The following is a 24,574-nucleotide window of genomic DNA, read 5'->3' as shown; positions in this document are numbered from 1 at the left end:
AAATCCCCCTGCGCTATAAGCGTCAGAGGGATTTAGAATAATGAGCTGGCGATGACTTACTCTCACATGGGTAACCCCACACTACCATCAGCGCTAAGAGGTTTCACTTCTGAGTTCGGGAAGGGATCAGGTGGTTCACTCTTGCTATTGTCGCCAGCACAACTGTTTATGGATACTTGCTTAGTCTTACTTGTTTGCTAAGGTTTTTTCCAAAAGAGTTATTAACAGAATTTAATTTAAGCGAAATTGTATGTTCAAGCGTTATCTGAATCAAGTATTTTTAGATCATTTGATCTTTAATGAATCAATTAAGCTTTATACAACAACTGTTTGGGTGTTGTATAGTCAAGCCTCACGATCAATTAGTATTGGTCAGCTTCATACGTCGCCGTACTTCCACATCCAACCTATCAACGTCCTAGTCTTGAACGGATCTTTAGAGGACATAAAGTCCTAGGGAAATCTTATCTTGAGGTAGGCTTCCCGCTTAGATGCTTTCAGCGGTTATCCCTTCCGAACATAGCTACCCGGCGATGCGACTGGCGTCACAACCGGTACACCAGAGGTTCGTCCACTCTGGTCCTCTCGTACTAGGAGCAGATCCTCTCAAATTTCCAGCGCCCACGGTAGATAGGGACCGAACTGTCTCACGACGTTCTAAACCCAGCTCGCGTACCTCTTTAAATGGCGAACAGCCATACCCTTGGGACCTGCTTCAGCCCCAGGATGAGATGAGCCGACATCGAGGTGCCAAACACCGCCGTCGATATGAACTCTTGGGCGGTATCAGCCTGTTATCCCCAGAGTACCTTTTATCCGTTGAGCGATGGCCCTTCCATACAGAACCACCGGATCACTAAGACCTACTTTCGTACCTGCTCGACTTGTGGGTCTCGCAGTTAAGCGCGCTTTTGCCTTTATACTCTACGCGTGATTTCCGACCACGCTGAGCGCACCTTCGTACTCCTCCGTTACTCTTTAGGAGGAGACCGCCCCAGTCAAACTACCCACCAGACATGGTCCTCGCTCCAGATTATGGAGCAGAGTTAGAACCTCAATATTACCAGGGTGGTATTTCAAGATTGGCTCCACCGAAACTAGCGTCTCGGTTTCAAAGCCTCCCACCTATCCTACACAAGTAAGATCAAAGTTCAATGTCAAGCTGCAGTAAAGGTTCACGGGGTCTTTCCGTCTAGCCGCGGGTACACCGCATCTTCACGGCGATTTCGATTTCACTGAGCCTCTGCTGGAGACAGCGCCCCCATCATTATGCCATTCGTGCAGGTCGGAACTTACCCGACAAGGAATTTCGCTACCTTAGGACCGTTATAGTTACGGCCGCCGTTTACTGGGGCTTCGATCAAGAGCTTCGCTTACGCTAACCCCATCAATTAACCTTCCAGCACCGGGCAGGCATCACACCCTATACGTCCACTTTCGTGTTTGCAGAGTGCTATGTTTTTAATAAACAGTTGCAGGGGCCTAGTTTCTGTGGCTGCCAACAGCTCATCCCGCGAGGGGAATCACCACCGGCAGCGTACCTTCTCCCGAAGTTACGGTACCATTTTGCCTAGTTCCTTCAGCAGAGTTCTCTCAAGCGCTTTGGTCTACTCGACCTGACCACCTGTGTCGGTTTCGGGTACGATTCCTGTGTAACTGAAGCTTAGAGACTTTTCTTGGAAGTATGGTATCAGCCACTTTACTGTACAAGTACAGCTTGATATCAGTTCTCAGCATAGAGTACCCCGGATTTGCCTAAGATACATGCCTACAACCTTTCACCTGGACAACCAACGCCAGGCTGACTTAACCTTCTCCGTCCTCTCATCGCATTACACAGAAGTATTGGAATATTAACCAATTTCCCATCGACTACGCCTCTCGGCCTCGCCTTAGGGGTCGACTCACCCAGCCCCGATTAACGTTGGACTGGAACCCTTGGTCTTTCAGCGAACGGGTTTTTCACCCGTTTTGTCGTTACTCACGTCAGCATTCGCACTTCTGATACCTCCAGCAGACTTCTCAATCCACCTTCATCGGCTTACAGAACGCTCCCCTACCACGTATACATTGTATACATCCGCAGCTTCGGCATATAGTTTTAGCCCCGTTACATCTTCCGCGCAGGCCGACTCGACTAGTGAGCTATTACGCTTTCTTTAAAGGGTGGCTGCTTCTAAGCCAACCTCCTAGCTGTCTATGCCTTCCCACATCGTTTCCCACTTAACTATAATTTTGGGGCCTTAGCTGGCGGTCTGGATTGTTTTCCTCTTGACTACGGACGTTAGCACCCGCAGTCTGTCTCCCGGATAGTACTCATTGGTATTCGGAGTTTGCATCGGTTTGGTAAGTCGGGATGACCCCCTAGCCGAAACAGTGCTCTACCCCCAATGGTATTCGTCCGAGGCGCTACCTAAATAGCTTTCGGGGAGAACCAGCTATCACCGAGTTTGATTAGCCTTTCACCCCTATCCACAAGTCATCCCCTGGCTTTTCAACGACAGTGGGTTCGGTCCTCCAGTTAGTGTTACCCAACCTTCAACCTGCTCATGGATAGATCACCCGGTTTCGGGTCTATACCCAGCAACTATGCGCCCTATTAAGACTCGATTTCTCTACGGCTCCCCTATTCGGTTAACCTTGCTACTGAATATAAGTCGCTGACCCATTATACAAAAGGTACGCAGTCACCAAACAAGTTGGCTCCCACTGCTTGTATGCATGCGGTTTCAGGATCTATTTCACTCCCCTCACAGGGGTTCTTTTCGCCTTTCCCTCACGGTACTGGTTCACTATCGGTCAGTCAGGAGTATTTAGCCTTGGAGGATGGTCCCCCCATATTCAGACAAGGTTTCACGTGCCTCGCCCTACTCGTCATCATTATATGTGCCCTTTCGTGTACGGGACTATCACCCTCTACGGTCGCACTTCCCAGAGCATTCCGCTAAAACACATATAACTTAATGGGCTGATCCCCGTTCGCTCGCCGCTACTGAGGGAATCTCAATTGATTTCTTTTCCTAAGGGTACTGAGATGTTTCACTTCCCCTCGTTCGCCTCATATGACTATGTATTCATCATATGATACCTACCTTATGGTAAGTGGGTTTCCCCATTCAGAAATCTCCGGATCACAGGATATTTGCCGCCTCCCCGAAGCTTATCGCAGGCTATTACGTCTTTCATCGCCTCTGACTGCCAAGGCATCCACCACATGCACTTAATTACTTGACTATACAACCCCAAACAGTCGTTAACCCCTACAAGTAGGATTAAGACAATTAAGTAAATAATAAATTATTTATTTAATTTACAGTTCGAAGTACTGTGTATCTAAACACTGTACAGCTTCAATTAGATTCATATACCAAAACGCTTGATTCAGTTTTATCGCTAGTTACTCATTTCATTTAACTTTCACAATTGCTTGCTAAGTTAACTAAAACGAGTATGAACAATTTATTTCAACTCAAATATATTCTGTTAATGATTAACTACCGCCTCGTCAGCAAGTAGTAAACTGTGATAAATCACAGAAATTAATCAATTCAATTTTCATCAAATTCATTAATTTCTATAATCTATTATTTAGCCCGTACTCTTTAAAGTACATGGTGGAGACTAGGAGAGTCGAACTCCTGACCTCCTGCGTGCAAAGCAGGCGCTCTACCAACTAAGCTAAGTCCCCAGTTAAGATCTTAATGTATTCTGCTTTTCTGCACTCTTATCAGTAGTGGTGGGTCTGACAAGACTTGAACTTGTGACCCCACGCTTATCAAGCGTGTGCTCTAACCAACTGAGCTACAGACCCTCAGATACATCAATGAAGAACAACTTGTTGTGGATTCTTACCAATCGTCAATCTTTCGTTAAGGAGGTGATCCAGCCGCAGGTTCCCCTACGGCTACCTTGTTACGACTTCACCCCAGTCGTCGACCACACCGTGGTAAGCGTCCTCCTTGCGGTTAGACTACCTACTTCTGGTGCAATAAACTCCCATGGTGTGACGGGCGGTGTGTACAAGGCCCGGGAACGTATTCACCGCGGCATTCTGATCCGCGATTACTAGCGATTCCGACTTCATGGAGTCGAGTTGCAGACTCCAATCCGGACTACGATCGGCTTTTTGAGATTAGCATCCTATCGCTAGGTAGCAACCCTTTGTACCGACCATTGTAGCACGTGTGTAGCCCTGGTCGTAAGGGCCATGATGACTTGACGTCGTCCCCGCCTTCCTCCAGTTTGTCACTGGCAGTATCCTTAAAGTTCCCATCCGAAATGCTGGCAAGTAAGGAAAAGGGTTGCGCTCGTTGCGGGACTTAACCCAACATCTCACGACACGAGCTGACGACAGCCATGCAGCACCTGTATGTAGATTCCCGAAGGCACCAATCCATCTCTGGAAAGTTTCTACTATGTCAAGACCAGGTAAGGTTCTTCGCGTTGCATCGAATTAAACCACATGCTCCACCGCTTGTGCGGGCCCCCGTCAATTCATTTGAGTTTTAGTCTTGCGACCGTACTCCCCAGGCGGTCTACTTATCGCGTTAGCTGCGCCACTAAAGCCTCAAAGGCCCCAACGGCTAGTAGACATCGTTTACGGCATGGACTACCAGGGTATCTAATCCTGTTTGCTCCCCATGCTTTCGTACCTCAGCGTCAGTATTAGGCCAGATGGCTGCCTTCGCCATCGGTATTCCTCCAGATCTCTACGCATTTCACCGCTACACCTGGAATTCTACCATCCTCTCCCATACTCTAGCTTCCCAGTATCGAATGCAATTCCCAAGTTAAGCTCGGGGATTTCACATCCGACTTAAAAAGCCGCCTACGTACGCTTTACGCCCAGTAAATCCGATTAACGCTCGCACCCTCTGTATTACCGCGGCTGCTGGCACAGAGTTAGCCGGTGCTTATTCTGCGAGTAACGTCCACTCATCTTGGGTATTAACCAAAAGAGCCTCCTCCTCGCTTAAAGTGCTTTACAACCATAAGGCCTTCTTCACACACGCGGCATGGCTGGATCAGGGTTCCCCCCATTGTCCAATATTCCCCACTGCTGCCTCCCGTAGGAGTCTGGGCCGTGTCTCAGTCCCAGTGTGGCGGATCATCCTCTCAGACCCGCTACAGATCGTCGCCTTGGTAGGCCTTTACCCCACCAACTAGCTAATCCGACTTAGGCTCATCTATTAGCGCAAGGTCACAAGTGATCCCCTGCTTTCCCCCGTAGGGCGTATGCGGTATTAGCATCCCTTTCGGAATGTTGTCCCCCACTAATAGGCAGATTCCTAAGTATTACTCACCCGTCCGCCGCTAGGTCAGTTACCGAAGCAACCTCCCCCGCTCGACTTGCATGTGTTAAGCCTGCCGCCAGCGTTCAATCTGAGCCATGATCAAACTCTTCAGTTAAAATCATTTGTGCCTTTATTATAGAATAAGACACCAATTCTGGCTCATCAATTACTGACAAATTCTCTCAAATAAACTTCGAGTAATTTAAACCAATCAATCAATGATAATATTTCGATTAATCAACCAGTAAAAATCCACACAAGTTGTTCTTCATATTCTCTTAATGATCTTCTCAATGCTTCGTCAGCATCAAGCTAGGTCGGCTATATTACTCTCTAAAACTAGAAAGTCAACTGATAATAAAAACTATTTTTAATCCTTCCTGCTAAACCCCACCCCAACCATTTCATGCTAAATCACTTTTTTATGAGAAGTTTTAATCTTCATCACCGCCGATGGATGTGCATTCTACAGCATTTCTAAGCCCACGCAACCCCTTTTTAGCGTTTATTTTTATTTTTTTATTCAACTGTATATTTATTCTACAAATCCAGCTTTTTTTACTATTTTTTAAGCGCACAAGGCACAACATTAACCACTTCATCTAATTTTTTTTCTTCATTATTTTTTTCTTGCCACTTTAAAGGACGACAATCAATGTATTCACAATAACCACTTTCGCCTGTTTCTTCTATTCCATCAATATTCACACAATATTTAAAGCTTCCTACATAGCCAGCAGCCAAACCAAATTTATAATCTCCACGACTTTCTGCATGTACTTCTATTTTTCTATTTTCACTCTGAAAGACCCAGCTAAACTCTCGAGGTAAATACATTTCTTGATGGTTCGGTGTTTTAACTTTTGGATAAACTCTTAAAATCTTAAAATAAACATTTTCATCAAACATTTCGGTTTGGGCAGTCTTTGCATCTCTAAGGTAAATTCTAGATTGCATAATTTGATTAAAATTATTTCGAATTTGCGCGAGAAGGAGCTGGCGTTGATTTTGTAAGTTAATAATTTGATAAGTAAAAAAACACAAGGGTAAATAGGGAATGTTAATTGCACGCGCATATTCAAACGCACCCATTGCATCAATTGCGTAGTTTTGCCCTTTGTAAATCACATTTCCTTGACAATGGCAAAGCAAAGACCAATGGTCAAACATCCCTAATTTGAATTTCGTAAAATGTGAAATAATGGGGGTGGTTTGAATTTTAAGATCTAAACCAAGTTCATCATCTACACGTGTCAGCCGAAAAAATGGAAAATCTCCTTGCAGCGTTTCTTTATTGGCAAATTGATAAAAATTTGGCTCAAAATTACAATCATTTTCAATAGAATAAGTTGCATAATGCCCTGCCATATTGGCACTACAACTACTAATTACTGTTGCTGTATCTAAGGCTGTCGTTTGAATAGCACTAGGATTACGCAGCATAGGAATATTGGGTTGCCCAATCAGACTCAAAAAACTTAGATAATGTAATGGCGCAGGAAGATCTGGAATCATCAAGCCTTGATGAATAATTTTAAATCGCCCACGTTGTGGATGATAATCAAGCTTGAGCGGAAATGAAGCTTGATTGAGCTGTTTGGATTCATCAATTAAATTCATTAACAACTGCATATCAAGCTCCTATTTTTATTAGGTCACCGTATTTTTTCTAGCCAGAAAAGTCGTTATAAATCCAGAAATTGCATAGATAATTGAAATAATCAAGATACCTACAGGAATATTATAAGTGACTGCCGCCAAAATAAATACTGCAATTGGTAACACAAAAAATGGCACTCTTTTACGATCTACGGTTTTAAACGAATAATATTTAATATTTGAAATCATCAACAAACCGACAGCTACGATGATTACAGCATTGATGATTTGAATAGCAATATCGTTTAAATCAAAGATATATGGAAAGTCTCGTCCAACCCAAACCAAAGAAATGATCATCACAGCAGCAAGCGGACTCGCCACACCGATAAAATAACGTTTATCCACCACACCGATTTGCACATTAAAACGCGCTAAACGAAATGCAGCACATGCCGTATAGACAAAGCATGCTGCCAAACCAATACGCCCTAAATCATGCAGACTCCAACTATACATCAGAATCGCTGGCGCAACACCAAAAGCCAACAAATCAGACAATGAGTCAAATTGTTCACCAAATGCACTTTGCGCACCAATTGCCCGTGCAACTCGCCCATCTAAACCATCAAATAAAGCAGCTAAGAAAATGGCATAAATCGCTTGGGTAAAGTCACCATTCATACTGGCAATAATCGAGTAAAAGCCCGACAAAAGCGCAGCAGTGGTAATTAAGTTTGGCCACAAGTAGATACCGCGACGTTTCACCTTCTCACCCTCATGGGTATGTTCTACTTCTTCAACTTCAAAAGTAATACCATCAAAAGCATGCTCATCATGTGAAGAAGTATTGTGTTCAGGTTTATTTATATTTGTCATTGTTCGATCCTACTGTGACCTTTTATCTCTTCAACTTTACTTTTATTCGCCAACCAACCAGCGTACCGCAGCATGTCCACCATTTTCACTCATACGTAAATGAGGGAATAACCATTGTAACGCTTCGTCCGCATCCTCAGAGAATTTCCAAGGTGGGTTAATGACCAAAAACCCACAGCCATTTAGTCCCACAGGAGTGTCATCTGGCCACACACATACTTCACAAACCAATTGACGACGAATACCTGTTTTGATCATTTTCTTTTCAAAACGCTCAATCATGGCACGATCTTTAATCGGATACCAAACCGCAAAAACGCCTGTAGGCCATTTTTTATAAGCTGCAACTAGAAGTTCAACCAACTGAGGAAAATCTTTACGTTCTAGCTCATAAGGTGGGTCGATCATCACCAAACCACGTTTTTCCTTAGGTGGAATCACACCGAGCAACCCTTCATACGCATCACGTTCATGCAAACCTGCACGTTTGTCACGAATATTAAAATAAAGCTGTTGAAATACATCGCGTTGCATTTCAAAAATCGTCGCTTTATCCATTTCACGTATCGCTTCAAGCGCAAACCACGGTGAACCTGGATAAGCACCTTTGCCTGAAGCTGCACGCATATCTTCTACAATTTTAAGATATTGCTTTACACCTTCAGGTGCGTTACGTTTAATGGAATCATCCAGTTTTACTAAACGATGAATGCCATCTAGATATTCACCAGATTTTTGTGCGGGCGCAGAAGATAAATCGTATTTACCTGCACCACCATGTGTATCAATATAACGATATGGTTTATCTTTGGCATTTAGACGTGTCAAAATTTGCAGCAATAACACATGTTTCATGACATCAGCAAAGTTGCCTGCATGGAAATGGTGACGGTAATTCATGTTTCGATTCATTCCTAAGTTCAACAGCTATTTTAGCACGAAAAAATATTTCTTCACTGCTCCGTTCTTGTTCTAAAATAATCCTCTTATTTTTTAATTCTTTTTTGGAAATTTATGGAAGTGATCTTTCTCCCAAAGTCTTGGAATGTTGATCAAATCTTAGATGATTTAGATCAACAGGGTTTCGCCATTATTGACGATGTTTATCCCACAGACTATATACAAGCGCTTGTAAATGAATGCTCTTCACACTTGAATGAGTTTCGTGAAGCTGGCATTCAAAATGGTGTGGTCAGTAATATTCGTAGTGATCATATTTTATGGATCAATGACAATTTAAACATTGCCCAACACCATATTGAAACATTAAAACAACTTTCCAACACGCTAAACCGTGCTTTTTATTTAGGGATTAATGATATTGAGGCACATTTTGCTTGCTATCATGCAGGTGAGTTTTATGCGCTACATCGTGATAATCCACAAGGTAAAAATGGCAGAATGATTTCCGCTGTTTATTATCTTCATGAACAGTGGCAAGAAAACTGGGGCGGACAACTTCATTTACAAGATAAAAATAACCAATGGCATTACATTCAACCTAAACCCAACCGTATCGCCATGTTCCAAAGTGATCTTTTACATGAGGTGATTGAAGCTAAACATCAACGTTTATCCATTACCGCATGGTTAAGAACGGATCAACAACTGTTATAAGTTATTTCATTTCTTTTTATTATTTTTTACATTAAATCCAGATCTTTAAATTCTGATATTCATCCTCATATATAGCAACATTGAAAATGAGGATGAAGGCACATGTTTGAAAATACAAAACAAATCGTTGCACGTATTGGTGAAACAGACCAATTGTATTTGCAAGAAAATACGCCTGAACTCGCTTTGGAACGCGCTGACTTGCGCTTGCAGTTAGTCGTACTCAGCCGTGTACGCCAAGAACAAATTCATTTTCTACAAGAAGCAATTGTGTTACTTGAAAGTGCACGTGTGGAATATGAAGAAATGCCGATGAGTTTATATCTCAAATTATCTTTGCATTTAGCAAAAGCTTATATGTTGTATTTTGAAATTACTCAAGAAAATCGTTTCGCACTGATCACACAACAAATCTTAAAGCCATTAACACCGCATGAACATAGTGAAATTTATTTCTTCCTTGCTTATGCCTCGGCTGTGAAAGATGAGTTGGCTTTGACGCGTCATTGGCTAAGTAAATATATAAAAACGTTGGAATGTGATGTGGGATTATTACAAGAACATCCTGCATTTACACAAGCACGTCAACAAACTTGGTTTAATGATTTAATTCAACACAAATTACATTAAGCTTTGAATTTTAAATATAAAAAAGATGGTACAAACACCATCTTTTTTGTTTAAGTTTTAAGAGTAAATACTGCTTAAGCGGTTTGCAACTTATAGGCATCCATATGTAATTGCTGATTAAGTTCATCAATCCACATCGCCCAATCATCATCTTGCACCAAATGGCTAATCAAAAAATCGCGTTGTGATTTATTCCAAAATGGTGCGTCATGTAAATTTTGGTTTGCTGACAATTGATGTGTTCGAACATACAGCTCAATTGCAGCTGGACTATTTGCCAAACCGAGCTGAGAAAATAATAACGCTAAAGATGGTTTATTGTTCATGAGCTTCCCGCCCTCCCTCGGTTATAGATTTATCGCTTATACACTTATCAATAAAATTGTATTTTGTTATACGACTAACTTATAAGAATTTAGTCAAAAAAAATAGCCTTTCGGCTATTTTTTGTTGTTTCAATTTGTGATGTTTTTTATCCTACAAATGAGCTTAGGAAATTTTATTTATTTTTCTGTAGGTCTTGGCTCAATAATTCATTAAGTGTATCCACCACGATTGCCCATTCATCATCTTTTTGCCAATGACTACTTAAAAACTGACGCTGTGCATCACTCCAAAAATCCGCTTGATGCATCATCACACCTTCTGGCAACTGGTGTGATTCAATAAATTGATCCATTGATGCCTGATCGGCATCTAAACCCAATTGTTCAAACAATAATTCTAATGTCGGTTGTTCATCAAACATTTTCTTCTCCTCATGTGCTTATTTTCAAGATATTGATTGATAAATTAAAACTAACTTTTTTTTAGAATATTTTCAGCTCGATATTGCGCTATTCTTGTTATTGTTTGTTAATCAGTTTTTATGCCGTCGTGAATAAAGAAGCACTCCTTTAGGGAGTGCTTCTTCTAACTTAATCTAAAAGACTAAATTATTTAACCATGTCAGCAACTGCTGCACGTTCTTCTTCAAGCTCGTTCAACGTATGGTTGATACGCTCACGGCTGAATTCGTCGATTTCTAAACCTTGAACGATTTTGTATTCACCGTTTTCAGTTGTTACAGGGAAACCAAACATTACGCCTTCAGGAATACCATAAGAACCGTCAGAAGGAATACCCATCGTTACCCATTTGCCGTTTGTACCAAGCGCCCAGTCACGCATATGGTCGATTGCAGCATTTGCAGCAGATGCAGCAGAAGACAAACCACGTGCCTCGATGATTGCAGCACCACGTTTACCTACTGTTGGAAGGAATACATCTTTATTCCATTCAGCATCGTTGATTTTGTCTTTTAAGCTTTCGCCGTTTACAGTTGCAAAACGGTAGTCAGCATACATTGTTGGAGAGTGGTTACCCCAAACAGTCATGTGCTCGATGTCAGAAACTGCAACACCTGCTTTTTGAGCAAGTTGAGTTAACGCACGGTTGTGGTCAAGACGTAACATTGCTGTGAAGTTTTTCGCTGGAAGATCTGGAGCAGATTTCATAGCGATATAAGCATTCGTGTTTGCAGGGTTACCCACAACTAATACTTTAACGTCACGGCTTGCAACTTCGTTTAATGCTTGACCTTGACCGATGAAGATTTCACCGTTTACTTTTAATAAGTCAGCACGTTCCATACCTGGACCACGTGGACGTGAACCAACTAATAATGCATAGTCAGCATCTTTAAATGCAACTTTAGGATCATCAGTACCGATCATGCCTGCCAATAATGGGAAAGCACAGTCGTCTAATTCCATCATTACGCCTTTAAGCGCAGCTTGAGCTTTCTCAAATGGAACTTCTAACAATTGCAAAATTACGGGTTGATCTTTACCAAGCATTTCACCGCTAGCGATACGGAATAATAAGCTGTAACCAATTTGACCAGCTGCGCCAGTAACGGCAACGCGAACAGGTTGCTTCATGTAATTATCTCCAAGTGAGGATCGTTAATGTGATTAATGGAGAACTTCCATTTCATCGAATTATCATAAACGGCAAACATTCTACTCCAATAAAGTTGCGGATGCATGCAAAAGAGAATGTATTTCAACAAAAGTATTATAGGAAAAATAAATAAGATGTATCAAAACCTTAATACGCGCCTTTTATCGAAAAGCTTGTCGGACAATTTGAAACTATATGATTTGAGCATTGTTTGTATTGTCCATTCACTTTGTAGCACACCTGAATTTCAGTCAAAATGCTATTCGATTTTGCAGCCTGACAACTAAAGCTAATACCATTGGCAGGTAAGCTTGGATTGAGTTTAATAAATTGTGATTTTAATTGACTATGATATACAGTTTTACTTTCTGAACTAGTTAAATCAGCCGGAATTTTTAATTTTTCAGCTAAATTAATCATGGTTCTAAAATATTGACTTGCATTCATAGGAACACAGCCGCCAACACTTTGCCAAAGTTGTGTACGTGCGTTTGGATCAGGCATAACACGCGCGACAACTTTAGACTGCAATGGACTGAGTGCAGCGGATGAAGAGGTTTCACAATCCTTTTGCATAGTTTCTGGCAATAATCCAGAGATCGTCAATGAATAGCCTTCTAAGCATTTGCGTTGTTTTTGCTTCGAATTGTCTAATGCACACACAGCAGGTGTGAGTTGTATTTGCATGACATAACCTTGTGGTCGAGCTGGCGCTGCATGGACACGAACTGAAAATAAAAGAAATCCGATGCAGATAGCAATCCACACTCCAGATGGTTTATTCAAAGAACTTAATACAGCGTTTTTCATTGTTTCGATACACACAAAAGTTTATTTCAACAGCAACTCAATCTACTATTCAAAAGAACGTGTTGGCACAACAGGCATACGGCTTTCAATAACTTGTGCGCCTTGTCCCAACAACCTGCCGTAATGTACTGCATTGGTCATCACATTTTTCACATAATCACGTGTTTCATTCAGTGGAATCGCTTCTGTATATTGGTCAGCAGACAAAGGACGATCATCTGGCTGCCAGCGCTTCGCACGATTTGGGCCCGCATTATAACCTGCTGTCGCTAAAACTGGATTATTACTGAGCTGCCGTTGAATCATAGATAAATAATAAGTGCCATAGCGAATATTGGTATTTGGATCACTCAGTGCAGCGGGATTATACGTTTCACCCATTTGTCTTGCGACTTGTTTAGCTGTCCCTGGCATAATTTGCATTAAACCACCAGCCCCAACATGTGAGCGTGCTGCCGTGACAAAACGACTTTCTTGGCGCATTAAACCATATGCCCAAGCAGGATCAATCCCTGCATTTCGACTATGACTCACGACCAAAGCTTGGTGCGGTGTTGCATAACGATAAGTATAATTGTGTTTATTCTTGGTACGGTCTGCAGCATAAATAGCACGATCATACCACCCCATATTGGTTGCTCTTTGTGCTGCAGCCAGCAATAAACCATCGTCTTGTTTTAAATAAGCTTGGCGAACTGCCCAATTCCATTCACGATTGGTATATGTTGCGTTGGCATTGATATTTTTTAAAGCAAAGGCACGACGGAAATGAATATCTTGATTTAAACGTTGCATATCGTTTGAAGAAGGTTGTTCTTGGCTGAGCCCATCATTGTATTTTTGTCCGATATGATCTTTGGCTAATAAGTTGTGATAATCATCACCTGACATTGCCAAACGCTTAAAAATCTCTTCAGCCGTTTTTTTCGACTGGCGGTCATTACGTTGCTCTGAAGCACGTGCTAACCAATATTGCCAACGGTCTTCTTGTTTTTGCGTCACACTCATGCTGTCAACTGCACGAATTACACTTTCCCACGCACCAAAACGAATCGCTTGTCGTGCATAAATTTCAGCTTCTTCAGCGCTAAATGGCACACCATAACTGGCATCTAAACTTTCTAAAACTTGACGATTAAAATTATTTTTCATCACTGTGGTTCCACCGATATAACCCACAGTACGGTATAAATATTTTTGCACATTGGCAGGTAAGCCTTGTGCAAGACGTGGTGTACTCTGCAAAGCAGAAGTCAAATCCGTGTCAGCAGCACGACCAAGCGCAAATACCAAATAAGCATAATCTTGCACATTGGCTTTCGGCGCAGTCCATAGATAATTCAGTGGATTGGCCTGAATCTGATTGAGTTGTGCCAAGGACAAGTTCACGCCAATGCTTTGTGCCGTTGCAATGGCTAAACCTGACTGTCCAGCTCTCAACTGTGCATATAAACGTTGTTGACGATCTTCTGTCGTCATCAATGGGCTAGATAACATTAAACGCCCTAAACCATTACATGATTCAGGTTGCGTATTGGTGGCTAACCAAACATCTTTAAATTCTGCAAAAACCAAAGAATCGCCAGTTCTTGCACGCACCTGTGCCATCGCACAACTTTCTGCTTGGTCTGGGTTACTCACATAGGCCAACACAGGTTGCGCATTAGCAAAATCAGCTTGTTTGACTTTTTCTTCAACATAATCTGCTGCAAGTTTTTCTGCCATTGCAGACTGCGGATAGCGCTGTGCAAAACTAACAATATTGGCAGGTGGCTGAAATGCCAAGTTTGAATTTAAAGAAAAATATTCTGGATAATACCCCAAGGCATCATTTTGCATTGAATATTTATATTGTTCTAATAGCGCTGGATTATTGGCATTACGTAAAGCATCATTAAATTGTTCTTCTACTGCTTGCGTAACTTGTAAACCCGCACATGCCATTAAACCTAAAACACACGACGTTATTTTATTTTTTTTGATTGATTTTTGATTTAACACGTTTTCTCTCACCAAGGAAATGTCATCTTGCATGGTTAGCCTTTTTTCAACATCGCACGAATATAATGCGTAGTTTAATTATTCTCATGCCTTTCTACTGTTCTGTTATGTAACCTCATGATTCAACGTTATTAATTTCCTACATTTTTTATGTGTTTTTCTCCATATTTTATCTATTGCACATACTGTATAGATTTTTATTATGGCTTTGTATGTAAATACTGTAAAATACGCTGCTTTTCTTGGGTTGAAGAAACTTCACTCAACTTAATTTTTGGTTTTATATAGGATAAACGCCTCCATGACGGTTCAAACCTTCATTCCAAATGGTGCCAAAGCTGCTTCAGAAAACACTGTTACCCAGCCACAGCACACTCCTGCCGACGGATCAGTAAAAAAACTGTATATCGAAACGCAAGGGTGTCAGATGAATGAGTATGACAGTCATCGTATGGCAGATCTTTTAGGCGACTCACACGGTTATGTGCTTACCAATGACCCTAAAGATGCAGATATTCTGCTGATGAATACCTGTTCGATTCGGGAAAAAGCACAAGAAAAAGTGTTTTCTGAACTGGGTCGCTGGCGCAAGCTGAAAGAACAAAACCCTGACTTAGTCATTGGTGTCGGTGGATGTGTAGCTTCGCAAGAAGGTGATAACATCCAAAAACGTGCGCCTTATGTTGATATGGTGTTTGGCCCACAAACTTTACACCGTTTGCCGCAAATGCTTGATCAACACCATGACCAAGTTGAAAAACCGAAAAAAGAAAAAATTAAATTGGTGGATATTTCATTCCCCGATATTGAAAAATTCGACTTTTTACCTGAACCGCGTGTTGAAGGTTATAAAGCCTTTGTTTCAATCATGGAAGGTTGTTCAAAATACTGCTCATTCTGTGTGGTGCCATATACACGTGGTGAAGAAGTTTCTCGCCCATTGGATGATGTCTTGGCTGAAATCGCAGGCTTGGCTGAAAAAGGTGTCCGTGAAATCTCATTACTTGGTCAAAACGTAAATGGCTATCGTGGTGAAACTTTTGAAGGTGAAATCTGTACTTTTGCCGATTTACTGCGCTTAGTTGCTGAAATTCCGGGGATTGGGCGTTTGCGTTATACCACGTCTCACCCTCTTGAATTTAATGATGATTTGATTCAATGCTATCGTGACTTACCGCAAATGGTGTCGCATTTACATCTACCTGTACAAAGCGGTTCAAATGATGTGTTGCAAGCAATGAAACGTAATCACACTATTGATGTCTATATCGACAAAATTGCCAAATTGCGTAAAGTCCGCCCAGACATGCATTTGTCTTCAGATTTTATTATCGGTTTCCCTGGTGAAACGGATGCGCACTTTGAAGAAACCTATCAATTTATCCAAGATTTAGACTTTGATCACTCTTATAGTTTTATCTATTCAAAACGTCCGGGAACACCAGCCTCTGAACTCGCAGATGACACCCCTGAATCGGTCAAAAAACAACGCTTAGCCAAAGTACAGCAATGGATTAAACAGTCCAGTATTGAAAAAACAGATGCTATGTTAGGTACGGTACAACGTGTGTTGGTTGAGAATGTTTCTGACAAAGACCCGAATATTTTAGTCGGCACAGCAGACAATACACGTTTAGTAACATTTGTAGGAGATGCTGCTTGGGTCGGACGCTTTGCGGAGATTGAGATTACCGAGATTAAAACCCTAAATTTAGTTTACGGTGAACTCTTGAATCTTGAGCCTGACGTGTCGTAATGTAGAGCTATCCATCAAGACAACTTAAAAGGATCTCTCTTGACTGCCGAAATTCGACGTACCGTGGCTTTTCCTGGCATTTCTATGGAGCGTTTAAAAAGTATGCTCGGTGCATACAACGGCCATATGAAACAAATTGAACAACGTTTAGATGTCAAAATTTCCCATCGTGGCGATGCATTTTTTGTCGATGGGGAAATTGATGCTGTAGAACGAGCGGAAACTTTGTTGCAACGCTTATATGAAGAAGCCGAAGTTTCCCATCAAATCAGCGCAGATACCTTACATATTATGATTCAGGGCAGTCAAACTGACCGAGAATTACAAGAAAATTTGTCAGATAATGAACATACGGGTTTAGATGAAGTTTGGTTACAAACCCGTAAAGGCCGCATCAATCCACGTGGTGCGAACCAAAAACGCTATGTTCAGCGTATATTACAAAGTGATATTTCTTTCGGTATCGGCCCCGCAGGGACAGGTAAAACCTATCTAGCAGTGGCTGCTGCGGTAGACATGTTAGAACGTAATGAAATTCAACGTATTTTATTAGTACGTCCAGCGGTGGAAGCAGGTGAAAAACTTGGCTTTTTACCGGGCGATTTAACCCAAAAAATCGACCCTTATTTACGTCCACTTTACGATGCTTTGTATGAAATGCTGGGCTTTGAAAAAGTGGCAAAACTGATTGAGCGACAAGTGATTGAGGTTGCCCCACTCGCCTATATGCGTGGTCGTACGCTGAATCATTCTTTCGTGATTTTGGATGAAGCACAGAACACGACACCAGAACAAATGAAAATGTTCCTAACACGTTTGGGTTTTGGTTCACGTGCAGTGATTACTGGGGACATTACTCAAGTTGACTTACCACGTGGGCAACAATCGGGTCTTGCACATGCTTTGCGTGTACTAGAAAATGTTAAAGAAATTCATATCACTCGCTTCCATTCTCGTGATGTGGTTCGACATCAGTTGGTTCAAAAGATTGTCGAAGCTTATGAGGGATGGGAAGGTGAACAACAACGCTTAAGTGCTGCTGCACGTGCTGAGCGCAAAGCGCTGCAACAAGCGTTGATCGCAGACAATGATGCCAAAGCCGATGCACAGGACTAAGCGATTTTCCATTGTTAAGGATCTATTTTGAAACTTAGTCTAAGCTTACAACAAGCGTTTGAAGCACCTGAATTGGTGCTCAAACGTGCTTATCTCAAAAAAGTAGTGGAAGCTTCACTACGCCATATCGACACACAGAGTGATTGTGAAATTGGCATTGCGTGTGTGGATGTTGATGAAAGTCATAAGTTAAATTTACAATATCGAGGTAAAGACAAACCAACCAATGTACTGTCTTTCCCGAGTGATTTACCTGATGAAATGGCACAAGTTTTAGATACATTTCCAATTGGTGACTTGGTGATTTGTATTCCAGTCGTTTTGCAAGAAGCGCTCGAGCAACAAAAAACACCGATTGAACATTTCACCCATATGCTTGTACATGGTACATTACATTTGATGGGCTATGACCATGAAACTTCAGATGAAGATGCTGAAGAAATGGAAGCCTTAGAAATTGAAATTTTGAAAAAACTTGGCTTTGAAAATCCTTATCTTGTTAAAGAAGATTAATTTTATTCTTCACTTGAAAATGGCGATTTAGAATGATGAGGGATGAATAAGATTGCTCATCATTTTCTAATATAGAATACGCATTTTTAATTTGATGTTTCTTTACACTTCTCTGCTGAAACGCAAAAACTCTTTACTATCAAGTTAATTGGCTTTTCTCTATACTCAAAAACCTCATTAGAATCTAAAACATAGCCTCAATCATGTTGGATCGCTTATTTGAAGAATTTATAGACACGCTTAAACGAAGTGTTTTTTTAAGCATGGGCGCACCTGAAAATCACGATCTGAATTGGGATGCACTGGCTGCCACACTGCTCAGTAAAATATTTATCGTGGTGATTTTAATTGTATTCTTTTGGCTTTTAAGTCGTGGTTTACGACTTGCTGTACATTATATTTCTAAAAAATTTAATACAAATCAAATTATTATTAACATTATCAACAATACCATTCACTTTTTTTGGCTACTTGCGTCAAGCATTACATTGCTTTCCCAATTTGGCTTATCGGAAAAATATCTACAAGCGATTTCTCGTGCTGCCATTGTTTCTCTGATTTTCTATATTATTTGGATGCTATTTACTAAGCTTACCATGCGCTTTTTGGATCGCTTTTATATTGATGATTCTTTGAAGCAATTATTACGCAATATTATTTCAGTGTTGTTGGTGATCTTTGGTATCGCTGCCATCATGGCGCAATTTGGTTTTAATATTATTTCAATTATGGCGGGTCTAGGGATTGTCGGGATCGCGGTCAGTTTTGCTGCACAATCTACCCTGTCAAATTTTATTGCCGGAATTACGATTTTAATTGAACGTCCTTTTCATATTGGTGACTGGGTTCGTATTAACAAGTTTGAAGGAAAAATTACGCAAATTTTGTTAAGAACCACGCATATCCGCAACCGTGATAATTTGTTGATTATTATTCCAAATTCAACAGTTGCCAATGCTGAAGTCACCAATTTAACAGCACATGAAAGAATGCGCTTTGAAAGTTACTGTCGGATTTCATTACAGGAAGATGTGGAAAAAGCACGTACTGCGATTCTAGCTCGCTTAGCTATTGAAGATGAATATTTAAAAATTCCTGAACCGAGTGTAGATGTACATGAGTTTGCTGAATCAGGTATTGTATTGATTGTGCGTTATTGGCTAGAACCTTACCAAATGGAGCGCTTGCCTCGTATTCAAGAAAAACTTTTAGAACACGTAAAAGAAGCGCTTCGTGATGCAAACATCAACGTACCTTATCCACATATGCAACTATTGACACACAGCGACTCTTGGCAAAATAATAAAGCTTAAATACACCATGAAATTTGTCGTGATCTTTAAAGCAAAAATTAAAAATTAGATGAGGGATATTTCCTTTGTTCTAAATACTTATCTGTCTTCTATACTTTGCGGAACATCGGTTCTCCAAAATTGTTTTTTATATTTACCAAAGTCTTCTTTTTGAACACGATAACACACCCAGACATTGTCATAAGCATCCCGATAACTATTTACGGTGCCCTCAACACACAGGTCAGGATTATTCACCGAATAACTCACTGCTGGTGGTTTTCCAGTTGATTGATTATTCCTCAGCACACCTGAAATTTCATCTTTTAAAGTAAATACAACACCTGTTTGTGTATCCAATGCCACATAGATATGGTTTAAACGATCACCTATATTTAATAAAATATATTTTTGATTAAAATTTGGCTGTCGTGTCAAAAAAGCTTTCTTATATGTTGCAATATTAACTTTTGAACAAAAATCGATATCACTATAATCATATTGACACGTATCAACTGCTTTAAATTTTGTCTGGGCAAAAGTAATCGAACTCCATAAGATTGTTATTATAAGTAGTATGTATTTCATTATTGCTATTACCATAAGGTTATTTTATGGAAAATTATCATTTTTGATTTATAAAATAAATAGTTAAATATATAATGAGCAAATAAATAAAATATCTATTCGCCCATTTAAATAAATTAAAATGATTTAAAAAAGTTTATCAATGCACTTCAAACTCTGACTCAGCAGGATCAAAACGCCAAGTTCGAATAATGCGTAGCTCGGAAATATCTTTCATATTGGCATCAAAATTTCCAAAAGGCGCACCTTTACGTACCGAGTTCTTTGCAGCTTCATCCAAAATCGGATGCCCTGAACTTTCAATCAAACGAATCGCGCGAATTCCCCCAGATGAGTTTAAAATCACCATCAAACGCACCTCACCCGATAAACGTTGAAGTTTAGCTTCATCTGGATAATAACGATTACCATATAACTCCACTTTGGCACGGAATTTCTCCAAATAGCCTGCTGAAGCATCTTTTTTGGCTTGAATGCCATCTACCGTTTTAATTTTTTGTTGCTTACTAAAGTTTTGTTGTTTTTGTAAATACTGCGCTTCTAAACTCGCAACCATTGCTGCCTTTGCTTGGAATTGACTCTGTAACTCATCCATGGCTTTTTTACGTTCATTTTGTTCGGCTTGTTTTTGCCAACTTAGAACTGTCATCAACACTTTTTCTTCAAACTTTAATTCACGCTTTTGTTGTACTTTTTCTAAGGCTTGTAATTGCTGATCACCTGCACTTAAGTCTTCAGCTTGAGCGGGCATTTCACTCGACATACGATGTTTTTGGCGAAAGACCCCTGAGCCTTGCTGATCTTCCTGAGCCAAAAAGTCTGCATCTTTCACGACATCCGCACTAGGACGAAGCGTTACCGCAATCTCTTTACTTTGACTATCTTGCTCTGTCGGTTCAGCAAACTGCAAAGAAATAAACACCAAATGTACGGCAATTGCGACAACCACAGCACCCAAAAAGATGTTGTCTTCCCACCAAGGTAAAAAAGCCTTAGATGTAGTACTCATTTTTTTAAACATGACAAATGACCGCCATTCCCCAACTTAATAAAAAATACAACCATTTAGCATTACACTTTTAATACTTTTCAATGCCACTTTTAATAGAAAATATAGCATCACAACAAAACTGTAAAATGGTGCATCTAAATTTGCTAAACTGCAAGAATAAAGCTTGGAAATTTTAAACAAATCGACAAGATACACCAGATAAAATAAGCTGATTTGGAACTTAATTTATGTCATCGCTACTTTCTAAAATTACTCGACGAATTCAACGTATATATCAAAAAGCGGGAGATTTTATAGAAGAAGAGCGTGAATTTCCTGTTTCTCAAGTTTTTTTAAATGCAACTTTACAACGTTTTGTCACTGAAAATGTTGAAATTTTAGAAGATTTACATGCTGATTTGCATGATGATTGGCTACGTTTATATGCAACCCTGAACGTCAAAGGAATGCACTTGGTCTTGGCGGTTGACCTTAAACTTATTCAGATGGAATTTAACAAAGATATGCAGTTGATCGTCTTTGAGCAAATTAGCAATACAGAGGTGATTGAAGCAACTTATCCCAATATTTTTTATAAAATGGGCGTCAATACTGCATTATTTTTCTACCAAAAAATCCTTAAAAAAGATCCTTTAGGGATGATCTTAGAAAAGTTTAATGTTTTAACGGTAAAAGATGAACTCTTACATTTAGATCTTAACCGTTGGTTAGGAGATAAACGCTCAATCATGGACACTTTAAATAAAGTGCATATTAACCATGCTGAATTACGTGAAACTGAGCTTGTTGTGATTGGCAATGTAAATTTAATGGCACTCTTTAGTAAAGTAGATACAGAGGATTGGGATGATGACTTTATCGAAACAGATGTCACCCCGATTCAGCAAAAAGACAGCTAAGTCAGTGTTTAAGCTCAATCTTTTAATTAGATTTATGCAAAATAACTACACAAACTCACATATTTTGCCGAAACTCTAATTTTTTCTACTTAATTCAGTCGCATAATAGCAATAACACAAAAATTGCATAGGACACTTACTTATGGCAACACCATTCATGAAAAAAATCGGTATCAGCACAGGTCTTGTTGCTGGATTGGTATTAACAGGTTTTTCAAGTCATGCTCTTGCCATGAGCCCATTCCAAGCAACTTATCAATTTTCTTATAATGGTAAAAATATGGGTTCAGCAACCCGTACTTTAACTCAAAATGGCAATAACTGGACTTATGTTTTTGCAGCAAAAGCCGCAGCAATTGCTTCTGCCACTGAAACCAGTCATTTTGGTTTTAGTAATGGGCAAATCCAGTCAAATGATTTTAGCCGTAACAGTAAAATCTTGGTACATAATGACACCATGAGCATTAAATTCAATCCAAATGCAAAAACCATTAACACCAATAAACGTGACAAAGCACGTTCTTTTGCATGGAAAGCAGGTGCATTGGATGAGTTAAATGCTGAGTTACAAGTCCGTGAGGATTTAAAAGGTTCAGGTCTAAAATCAAGTTATCTGATCGCAGATGCCAAAGGTTTAGATACACGTCGTTTTGTTAAACAAGGCAAGGAATCAGTAAAAACCAGTTACGGTACCTTTGACACCATCAAAGTCGTACTGACCCATGACAACAAAACCAAACAATCTGTTTTCTGGTTAGCGCCAAAACTCGATTATTTACCTGTAAAAATGTCACATCAAGATGGTAAAACGTCCTACAACCTTTCTCTGACTGGCTATAAAAAATAAGCGATTTCCTACTTTTTATGAAATTGAGCTTGCATTTTTTTGGGTGCTTTTTACAATACGCTTTTGCTTGAAAAAGCACCTTGCCCTTAGAGGATTCTTCCCGTGCACGCACTAGAACAGAAAATCTTGGCTGAAGGTATCGTTCTATCCGATCAAGTCCTGAAAGTCGATTCTTTCCTAAACCATCAAATTGATCCTGTCATGATGCAACAAATTGGTCAGGAATTTGCGCGTCTTTTCAAAGATGCAGGCATCACAAAAATCATTACCATTGAAGCTTCAGGTATTGCTCCAGCGGTAATGGCAGGACTTGAACTTGGTGTTCCTGTCATTTTTGCACGTAAATACCAGTCTTTAACCTTAAAAGACGATTTATATCGTTCAAAAGTATTTTCATTTACAAAGCAAATTGAAAGTACTATTGCGATCTCTAAAAAACACATCAGTGCAGGTGATAAAGCGCTTGTGATTGATGACTTTTTAGCAAATGGTCAAGCAGCATTAGGTCTTGCAGATTTAATCCATCAAGCGGATGCTGAAGTTGTCGGTATTGGCATTGTAATTGAAAAATCATTCCAGCCTGGTCGTCAGTTGTTACTTGACAAAGGTTATCGTGTTGAATCTTTAGCACGTGTTGAATCTTTAGCAAACGGCACAGTGACTTTTGTCCAAGAGTAAGTGGAAATATTAAAATTGAGCGCTTTAAGCGCTCTTTTTTATACTTTATGAAAATAGATTAAGCATTTTTCTCATTTCTTTTCTATCTAGCGACATTATATGATCTTTAAATACAAAATATTAGGTCAACGCTAGCATGGTTTCCCTCACACAAGAACTAACCCATTTACTGCATGTTCAACAAATTGATCAATATCTTTTTCAAGGTCAAACCTCACAGCTTTTTGGTTCGCATTTATTTGGCGGACAAATTTTAGCTCAAGCTTTAATCGCAGCCTCAAGAACTACAGACCGCCCTGCCCATTCTTTACATGCTTATTTCATTCGCAGTGGACGCACAGATCAACCCATTTTATTCAAAGTTGAAAATTTAAGAGATGGTTCAAGTTTTTCCACACGTCAAGTCCACGCGCTCCAAGATGGTGAAATCATTTTTTCGGCAATGCTGTCTTTTGCTAAAGCTGAGCAAGGTTTAGAGTTTCAAAGCTCAGCCCCACACTATCCAGCTCCAGACTCCCTCAAATCTGAACAAGAATATAAAATTTCCATCATTGAGGACATTCCTGAAAATCGTCGTGCCATAGTCATGCAGCAGTTCAATGTGCTGATTCATCCAGTTGAATTTTACAATCCTTTTAAACCTGTTAAAGCAGATACCCGATATGCTGAATATTTTAGAACTTTTGAAAAAATAACAGGTGAAATGGACTATATCGCCATGCACCAAGCGATTGCCGCTTATTATTCAGATTATAATTTGCTAACGACCTCTTTACGTCCACATGGCATCAGCTATGCCAATGGTGGGGTTTATAGTGCCAGTTTAGATCACACCTTACATTTTCATCATGATTTTCGGGTAGATGAATGGATACTGTATGATATGTATGCGACTCGCTCAAGCCAGTCACGCGGTCTCAACTTTGGTAAGATGTGGCAAAATGACAAATTGGTTTGTAGCGTCAGCCAAGAAAGTTTGATGCGACAACGCAATATTTCAGCGCATAGATAAGTATTGAAAGATGATATTTCACTAAACATGATCTTAATTTTAAGATCACTTCAAGCTATTAAAATCATTCATCATCTATCCTTAATG

At 40.1% G+C, this 24,574-nt stretch carries 20 protein-coding genes, 2 tRNA genes and 3 rRNA genes; 10 read left to right on the top strand and 15 right to left on the bottom strand.

The features are described 5' to 3' along the window. Positions 1 to 43: 43 nt before the first annotated feature. The 8 genes from rrf to HUS24_RS13050 form a co-directional block, all read right to left on the bottom strand. A 5S ribosomal RNA gene (rrf, locus tag HUS24_RS13085) occupies positions 44 to 158 on the bottom strand. A 183-nt stretch (positions 159 to 341) separates the two neighbouring features. Next, positions 342 to 3,234 (bottom strand): 23S ribosomal RNA (locus tag HUS24_RS13080). Between the two features lie 378 nt (positions 3,235 to 3,612). Then, positions 3,613 to 3,688, bottom strand: a tRNA-Ala gene (locus HUS24_RS13075). Between the two features lie 46 nt (positions 3,689 to 3,734). After that, positions 3,735 to 3,811: transfer RNA gene (locus tag HUS24_RS13070), tRNA-Ile, on the bottom strand. Between the two features lie 59 nt (positions 3,812 to 3,870). Beyond that, positions 3,871 to 5,409: ribosomal RNA gene (locus tag HUS24_RS13065) — 16S ribosomal RNA — on the bottom strand. Together the 16S, 23S and 5S rRNA genes with 2 tRNA genes alongside form the textbook arrangement of a ribosomal RNA operon. A gap of 446 nt (positions 5,410 to 5,855) precedes the next feature. Then, entirely contained in the window at positions 5,856 to 6,926 is a 1,071-nt protein-coding gene (locus HUS24_RS13060; RefSeq protein ID WP_173912372.1) for a DUF6670 family protein, read from the bottom strand. An 18-nt stretch (positions 6,927 to 6,944) separates the two neighbouring features. Further along, entirely contained in the window at positions 6,945 to 7,772 is an 828-nt protein-coding gene (gene pssA, locus HUS24_RS13055) for a CDP-diacylglycerol--serine O-phosphatidyltransferase (RefSeq protein WP_173912371.1), read from the bottom strand. Positions 7,773 to 7,814: 42 nt separating this feature from the next. Continuing rightward, positions 7,815 to 8,672 (bottom strand): 23S rRNA (adenine(2030)-N(6))-methyltransferase RlmJ, encoded by an 858-nt coding sequence (locus HUS24_RS13050; protein WP_173912370.1) that lies wholly within the window; start codon positions 8,670 to 8,672, stop codon positions 7,815 to 7,817. 114 nt (positions 8,673 to 8,786) lie between these two features. Here HUS24_RS13050 and HUS24_RS13045 point away from each other — a divergent pair, with 114 nt between their 5' ends. Together HUS24_RS13045 and HUS24_RS13040 are read left to right on the top strand one after the other, a co-directional pair. Next, positions 8,787 to 9,389, top strand: coding sequence for a 2OG-Fe(II) oxygenase (locus tag HUS24_RS13045; RefSeq protein ID WP_173912369.1), 603 nt, complete (start codon positions 8,787 to 8,789; stop codon positions 9,387 to 9,389). 102 nt (positions 9,390 to 9,491) lie between these two features. Further along, positions 9,492 to 10,019 carry a hypothetical protein gene (locus tag HUS24_RS13040; RefSeq protein ID WP_173912368.1) on the top strand — a complete coding sequence of 176 codons (528 nt, stop codon included), beginning with the start codon at positions 9,492 to 9,494 and terminating at the stop codon, positions 10,017 to 10,019. Between the two features lie 74 nt (positions 10,020 to 10,093). Here HUS24_RS13040 and HUS24_RS13035 read toward each other — a convergent pair whose 3' ends face one another. The 5 genes from HUS24_RS13035 to HUS24_RS13015 form a co-directional block, all read right to left on the bottom strand. Then, positions 10,094 to 10,345, bottom strand: coding sequence for a DUF2789 family protein (locus tag HUS24_RS13035; RefSeq protein WP_065995467.1), 252 nt, complete (start codon positions 10,343 to 10,345; stop codon positions 10,094 to 10,096). 173 nt (positions 10,346 to 10,518) lie between these two features. Continuing rightward, positions 10,519 to 10,767 (bottom strand): DUF2789 family protein, encoded by a 249-nt coding sequence (locus tag HUS24_RS13030; protein ID WP_173912367.1) that lies wholly within the window; start codon positions 10,765 to 10,767, stop codon positions 10,519 to 10,521. 187 nt (positions 10,768 to 10,954) lie between these two features. Continuing rightward, entirely contained in the window at positions 10,955 to 11,941 is a 987-nt protein-coding gene (locus HUS24_RS13025; protein WP_173912366.1) for a malate dehydrogenase, read from the bottom strand. A 169-nt stretch (positions 11,942 to 12,110) separates the two neighbouring features. Further along, positions 12,111 to 12,731 carry a ribonuclease I gene (locus HUS24_RS13020; protein WP_368033938.1) on the bottom strand — a complete coding sequence of 207 codons (621 nt, stop codon included), beginning with the start codon at positions 12,729 to 12,731 and terminating at the stop codon, positions 12,111 to 12,113. A gap of 87 nt (positions 12,732 to 12,818) precedes the next feature. Continuing rightward, a complete protein-coding gene (locus HUS24_RS13015) occupies positions 12,819 to 14,717 on the bottom strand; it encodes a lytic transglycosylase domain-containing protein (RefSeq protein ID WP_173912581.1) in 1,899 nt (632 codons plus the stop codon). A 358-nt stretch (positions 14,718 to 15,075) separates the two neighbouring features. Here HUS24_RS13015 and miaB point away from each other — a divergent pair, with 358 nt between their 5' ends. The 4 genes from miaB to HUS24_RS12995 all read left to right on the top strand — a co-directional run bounded on the left by miaB (position 15,076) and on the right by HUS24_RS12995 (position 19,472). Continuing rightward, positions 15,076 to 16,530 carry a tRNA (N6-isopentenyl adenosine(37)-C2)-methylthiotransferase MiaB gene (miaB, locus tag HUS24_RS13010; protein ID WP_173912364.1) on the top strand — a complete coding sequence of 485 codons (1,455 nt, stop codon included), beginning with the start codon at positions 15,076 to 15,078 and terminating at the stop codon, positions 16,528 to 16,530. Positions 16,531 to 16,569: 39 nt separating this feature from the next. Next, complete coding sequence (locus HUS24_RS13005) at positions 16,570 to 17,646, top strand: PhoH family protein (protein WP_173912363.1); 1,077 nt, start codon at positions 16,570 to 16,572, stop codon at positions 17,644 to 17,646. A gap of 27 nt (positions 17,647 to 17,673) precedes the next feature. Next, positions 17,674 to 18,159 (top strand): rRNA maturation RNase YbeY, encoded by a 486-nt coding sequence (gene ybeY / locus HUS24_RS13000; RefSeq protein WP_173912362.1) that lies wholly within the window; start codon positions 17,674 to 17,676, stop codon positions 18,157 to 18,159. Between the two features lie 203 nt (positions 18,160 to 18,362). Continuing rightward, on the top strand, positions 18,363 to 19,472 hold the full coding sequence (locus HUS24_RS12995; RefSeq protein ID WP_173912361.1) for a mechanosensitive ion channel family protein: 1,110 nt from the start codon (positions 18,363 to 18,365) through the stop codon (positions 19,470 to 19,472). Between the two features lie 78 nt (positions 19,473 to 19,550). Here HUS24_RS12995 and HUS24_RS12990 read toward each other — a convergent pair whose 3' ends face one another. Both HUS24_RS12990 and HUS24_RS12985 read right to left on the bottom strand, forming a co-directional pair. Next, a complete protein-coding gene (locus tag HUS24_RS12990; protein WP_173912360.1) occupies positions 19,551 to 19,889 on the bottom strand; it encodes a hypothetical protein in 339 nt (112 codons plus the stop codon). 289 nt (positions 19,890 to 20,178) lie between these two features. Continuing rightward, positions 20,179 to 21,060: an energy transducer TonB gene (locus tag HUS24_RS12985; protein WP_173912359.1), complete on the bottom strand. Its 882-nt coding sequence runs from the start codon at positions 21,058 to 21,060 to the stop codon at positions 20,179 to 20,181. Positions 21,061 to 21,278: 218 nt separating this feature from the next. Here HUS24_RS12985 and HUS24_RS12980 point away from each other — a divergent pair, with 218 nt between their 5' ends. The 4 genes from HUS24_RS12980 to HUS24_RS12965 all read left to right on the top strand — a co-directional run bounded on the left by HUS24_RS12980 (position 21,279) and on the right by HUS24_RS12965 (position 24,487). After that, positions 21,279 to 21,950 carry a hypothetical protein gene (locus HUS24_RS12980; RefSeq protein ID WP_173912358.1) on the top strand — a complete coding sequence of 224 codons (672 nt, stop codon included), beginning with the start codon at positions 21,279 to 21,281 and terminating at the stop codon, positions 21,948 to 21,950. Positions 21,951 to 22,092: 142 nt separating this feature from the next. After that, positions 22,093 to 22,797, top strand: coding sequence for a DUF3108 domain-containing protein (locus tag HUS24_RS12975; protein ID WP_173912357.1), 705 nt, complete (start codon positions 22,093 to 22,095; stop codon positions 22,795 to 22,797). 102 nt (positions 22,798 to 22,899) lie between these two features. After that, entirely contained in the window at positions 22,900 to 23,475 is a 576-nt protein-coding gene (locus HUS24_RS12970) for a xanthine phosphoribosyltransferase (protein WP_173912356.1), read from the top strand. Between the two features lie 136 nt (positions 23,476 to 23,611). Further along, positions 23,612 to 24,487 (top strand): acyl-CoA thioesterase II, encoded by an 876-nt coding sequence (locus tag HUS24_RS12965; protein ID WP_173912355.1) that lies wholly within the window; start codon positions 23,612 to 23,614, stop codon positions 24,485 to 24,487. Positions 24,488 to 24,574: the final 87 nt, after the last annotated feature.

Origin of the sequence: Acinetobacter sp. Marseille-Q1618 (genome assembly GCF_902809855.1) — a bacterium.
Taxonomy (GTDB): Bacteria; Pseudomonadota; Gammaproteobacteria; order Pseudomonadales; family Moraxellaceae; genus Acinetobacter.
This window is presented reverse-complemented; position numbering and strand designations above follow the sequence as displayed.

What these genes read in the sequence shown, in the direction of transcription:
- miaB (WP_173912364.1), top strand. Translation starts at nt 15,076, where the DNA reads ATGACGGTTCAAACCTTCATTCCAAATGGTGCCAAAGCTGCTTCAGAA.
- HUS24_RS12975 (WP_173912357.1), top strand. Translation starts at nt 22,093, where the DNA reads ATGGCAACACCATTCATGAAAAAAATCGGTATCAGCACAGGTCTTGTT.
- pssA (WP_173912371.1), bottom strand. Translation starts at nt 7,772, where the DNA reads ATGACAAATATAAATAAACCTGAACACAATACTTCTTCACATGATGAG.
- HUS24_RS13050 (WP_173912370.1), bottom strand. Translation starts at nt 8,672, where the DNA reads ATGAATTACCGTCACCATTTCCATGCAGGCAACTTTGCTGATGTCATG.
- HUS24_RS13060 (WP_173912372.1), bottom strand. Translation starts at nt 6,926, where the DNA reads ATGCAGTTGTTAATGAATTTAATTGATGAATCCAAACAGCTCAATCAA.
- HUS24_RS12995 (WP_173912361.1), top strand. Translation starts at nt 18,363, where the DNA reads ATGTTGGATCGCTTATTTGAAGAATTTATAGACACGCTTAAACGAAGT.
- HUS24_RS13045 (WP_173912369.1), top strand. Translation starts at nt 8,787, where the DNA reads ATGGAAGTGATCTTTCTCCCAAAGTCTTGGAATGTTGATCAAATCTTA.
- HUS24_RS12985 (WP_173912359.1), bottom strand. Translation starts at nt 21,060, where the DNA reads ATGTTTAAAAAAATGAGTACTACATCTAAGGCTTTTTTACCTTGGTGG.
- HUS24_RS13040 (WP_173912368.1), top strand. Translation starts at nt 9,492, where the DNA reads ATGTTTGAAAATACAAAACAAATCGTTGCACGTATTGGTGAAACAGAC.
- HUS24_RS13035 (WP_065995467.1), bottom strand. Translation starts at nt 10,345, where the DNA reads ATGAACAATAAACCATCTTTAGCGTTATTATTTTCTCAGCTCGGTTTG.
- HUS24_RS12965 (WP_173912355.1), top strand. Translation starts at nt 23,612, where the DNA reads ATGGTTTCCCTCACACAAGAACTAACCCATTTACTGCATGTTCAACAA.
- HUS24_RS13015 (WP_173912581.1), bottom strand. Translation starts at nt 14,717, where the DNA reads ATGGCATGTGCGGGTTTACAAGTTACGCAAGCAGTAGAAGAACAATTT.
- HUS24_RS12980 (WP_173912358.1), top strand. Translation starts at nt 21,279, where the DNA reads ATGTCATCGCTACTTTCTAAAATTACTCGACGAATTCAACGTATATAT.
- HUS24_RS13025 (WP_173912366.1), bottom strand. Translation starts at nt 11,941, where the DNA reads ATGAAGCAACCTGTTCGCGTTGCCGTTACTGGCGCAGCTGGTCAAATT.
- HUS24_RS13030 (WP_173912367.1), bottom strand. Translation starts at nt 10,767, where the DNA reads ATGTTTGATGAACAACCGACATTAGAATTATTGTTTGAACAATTGGGT.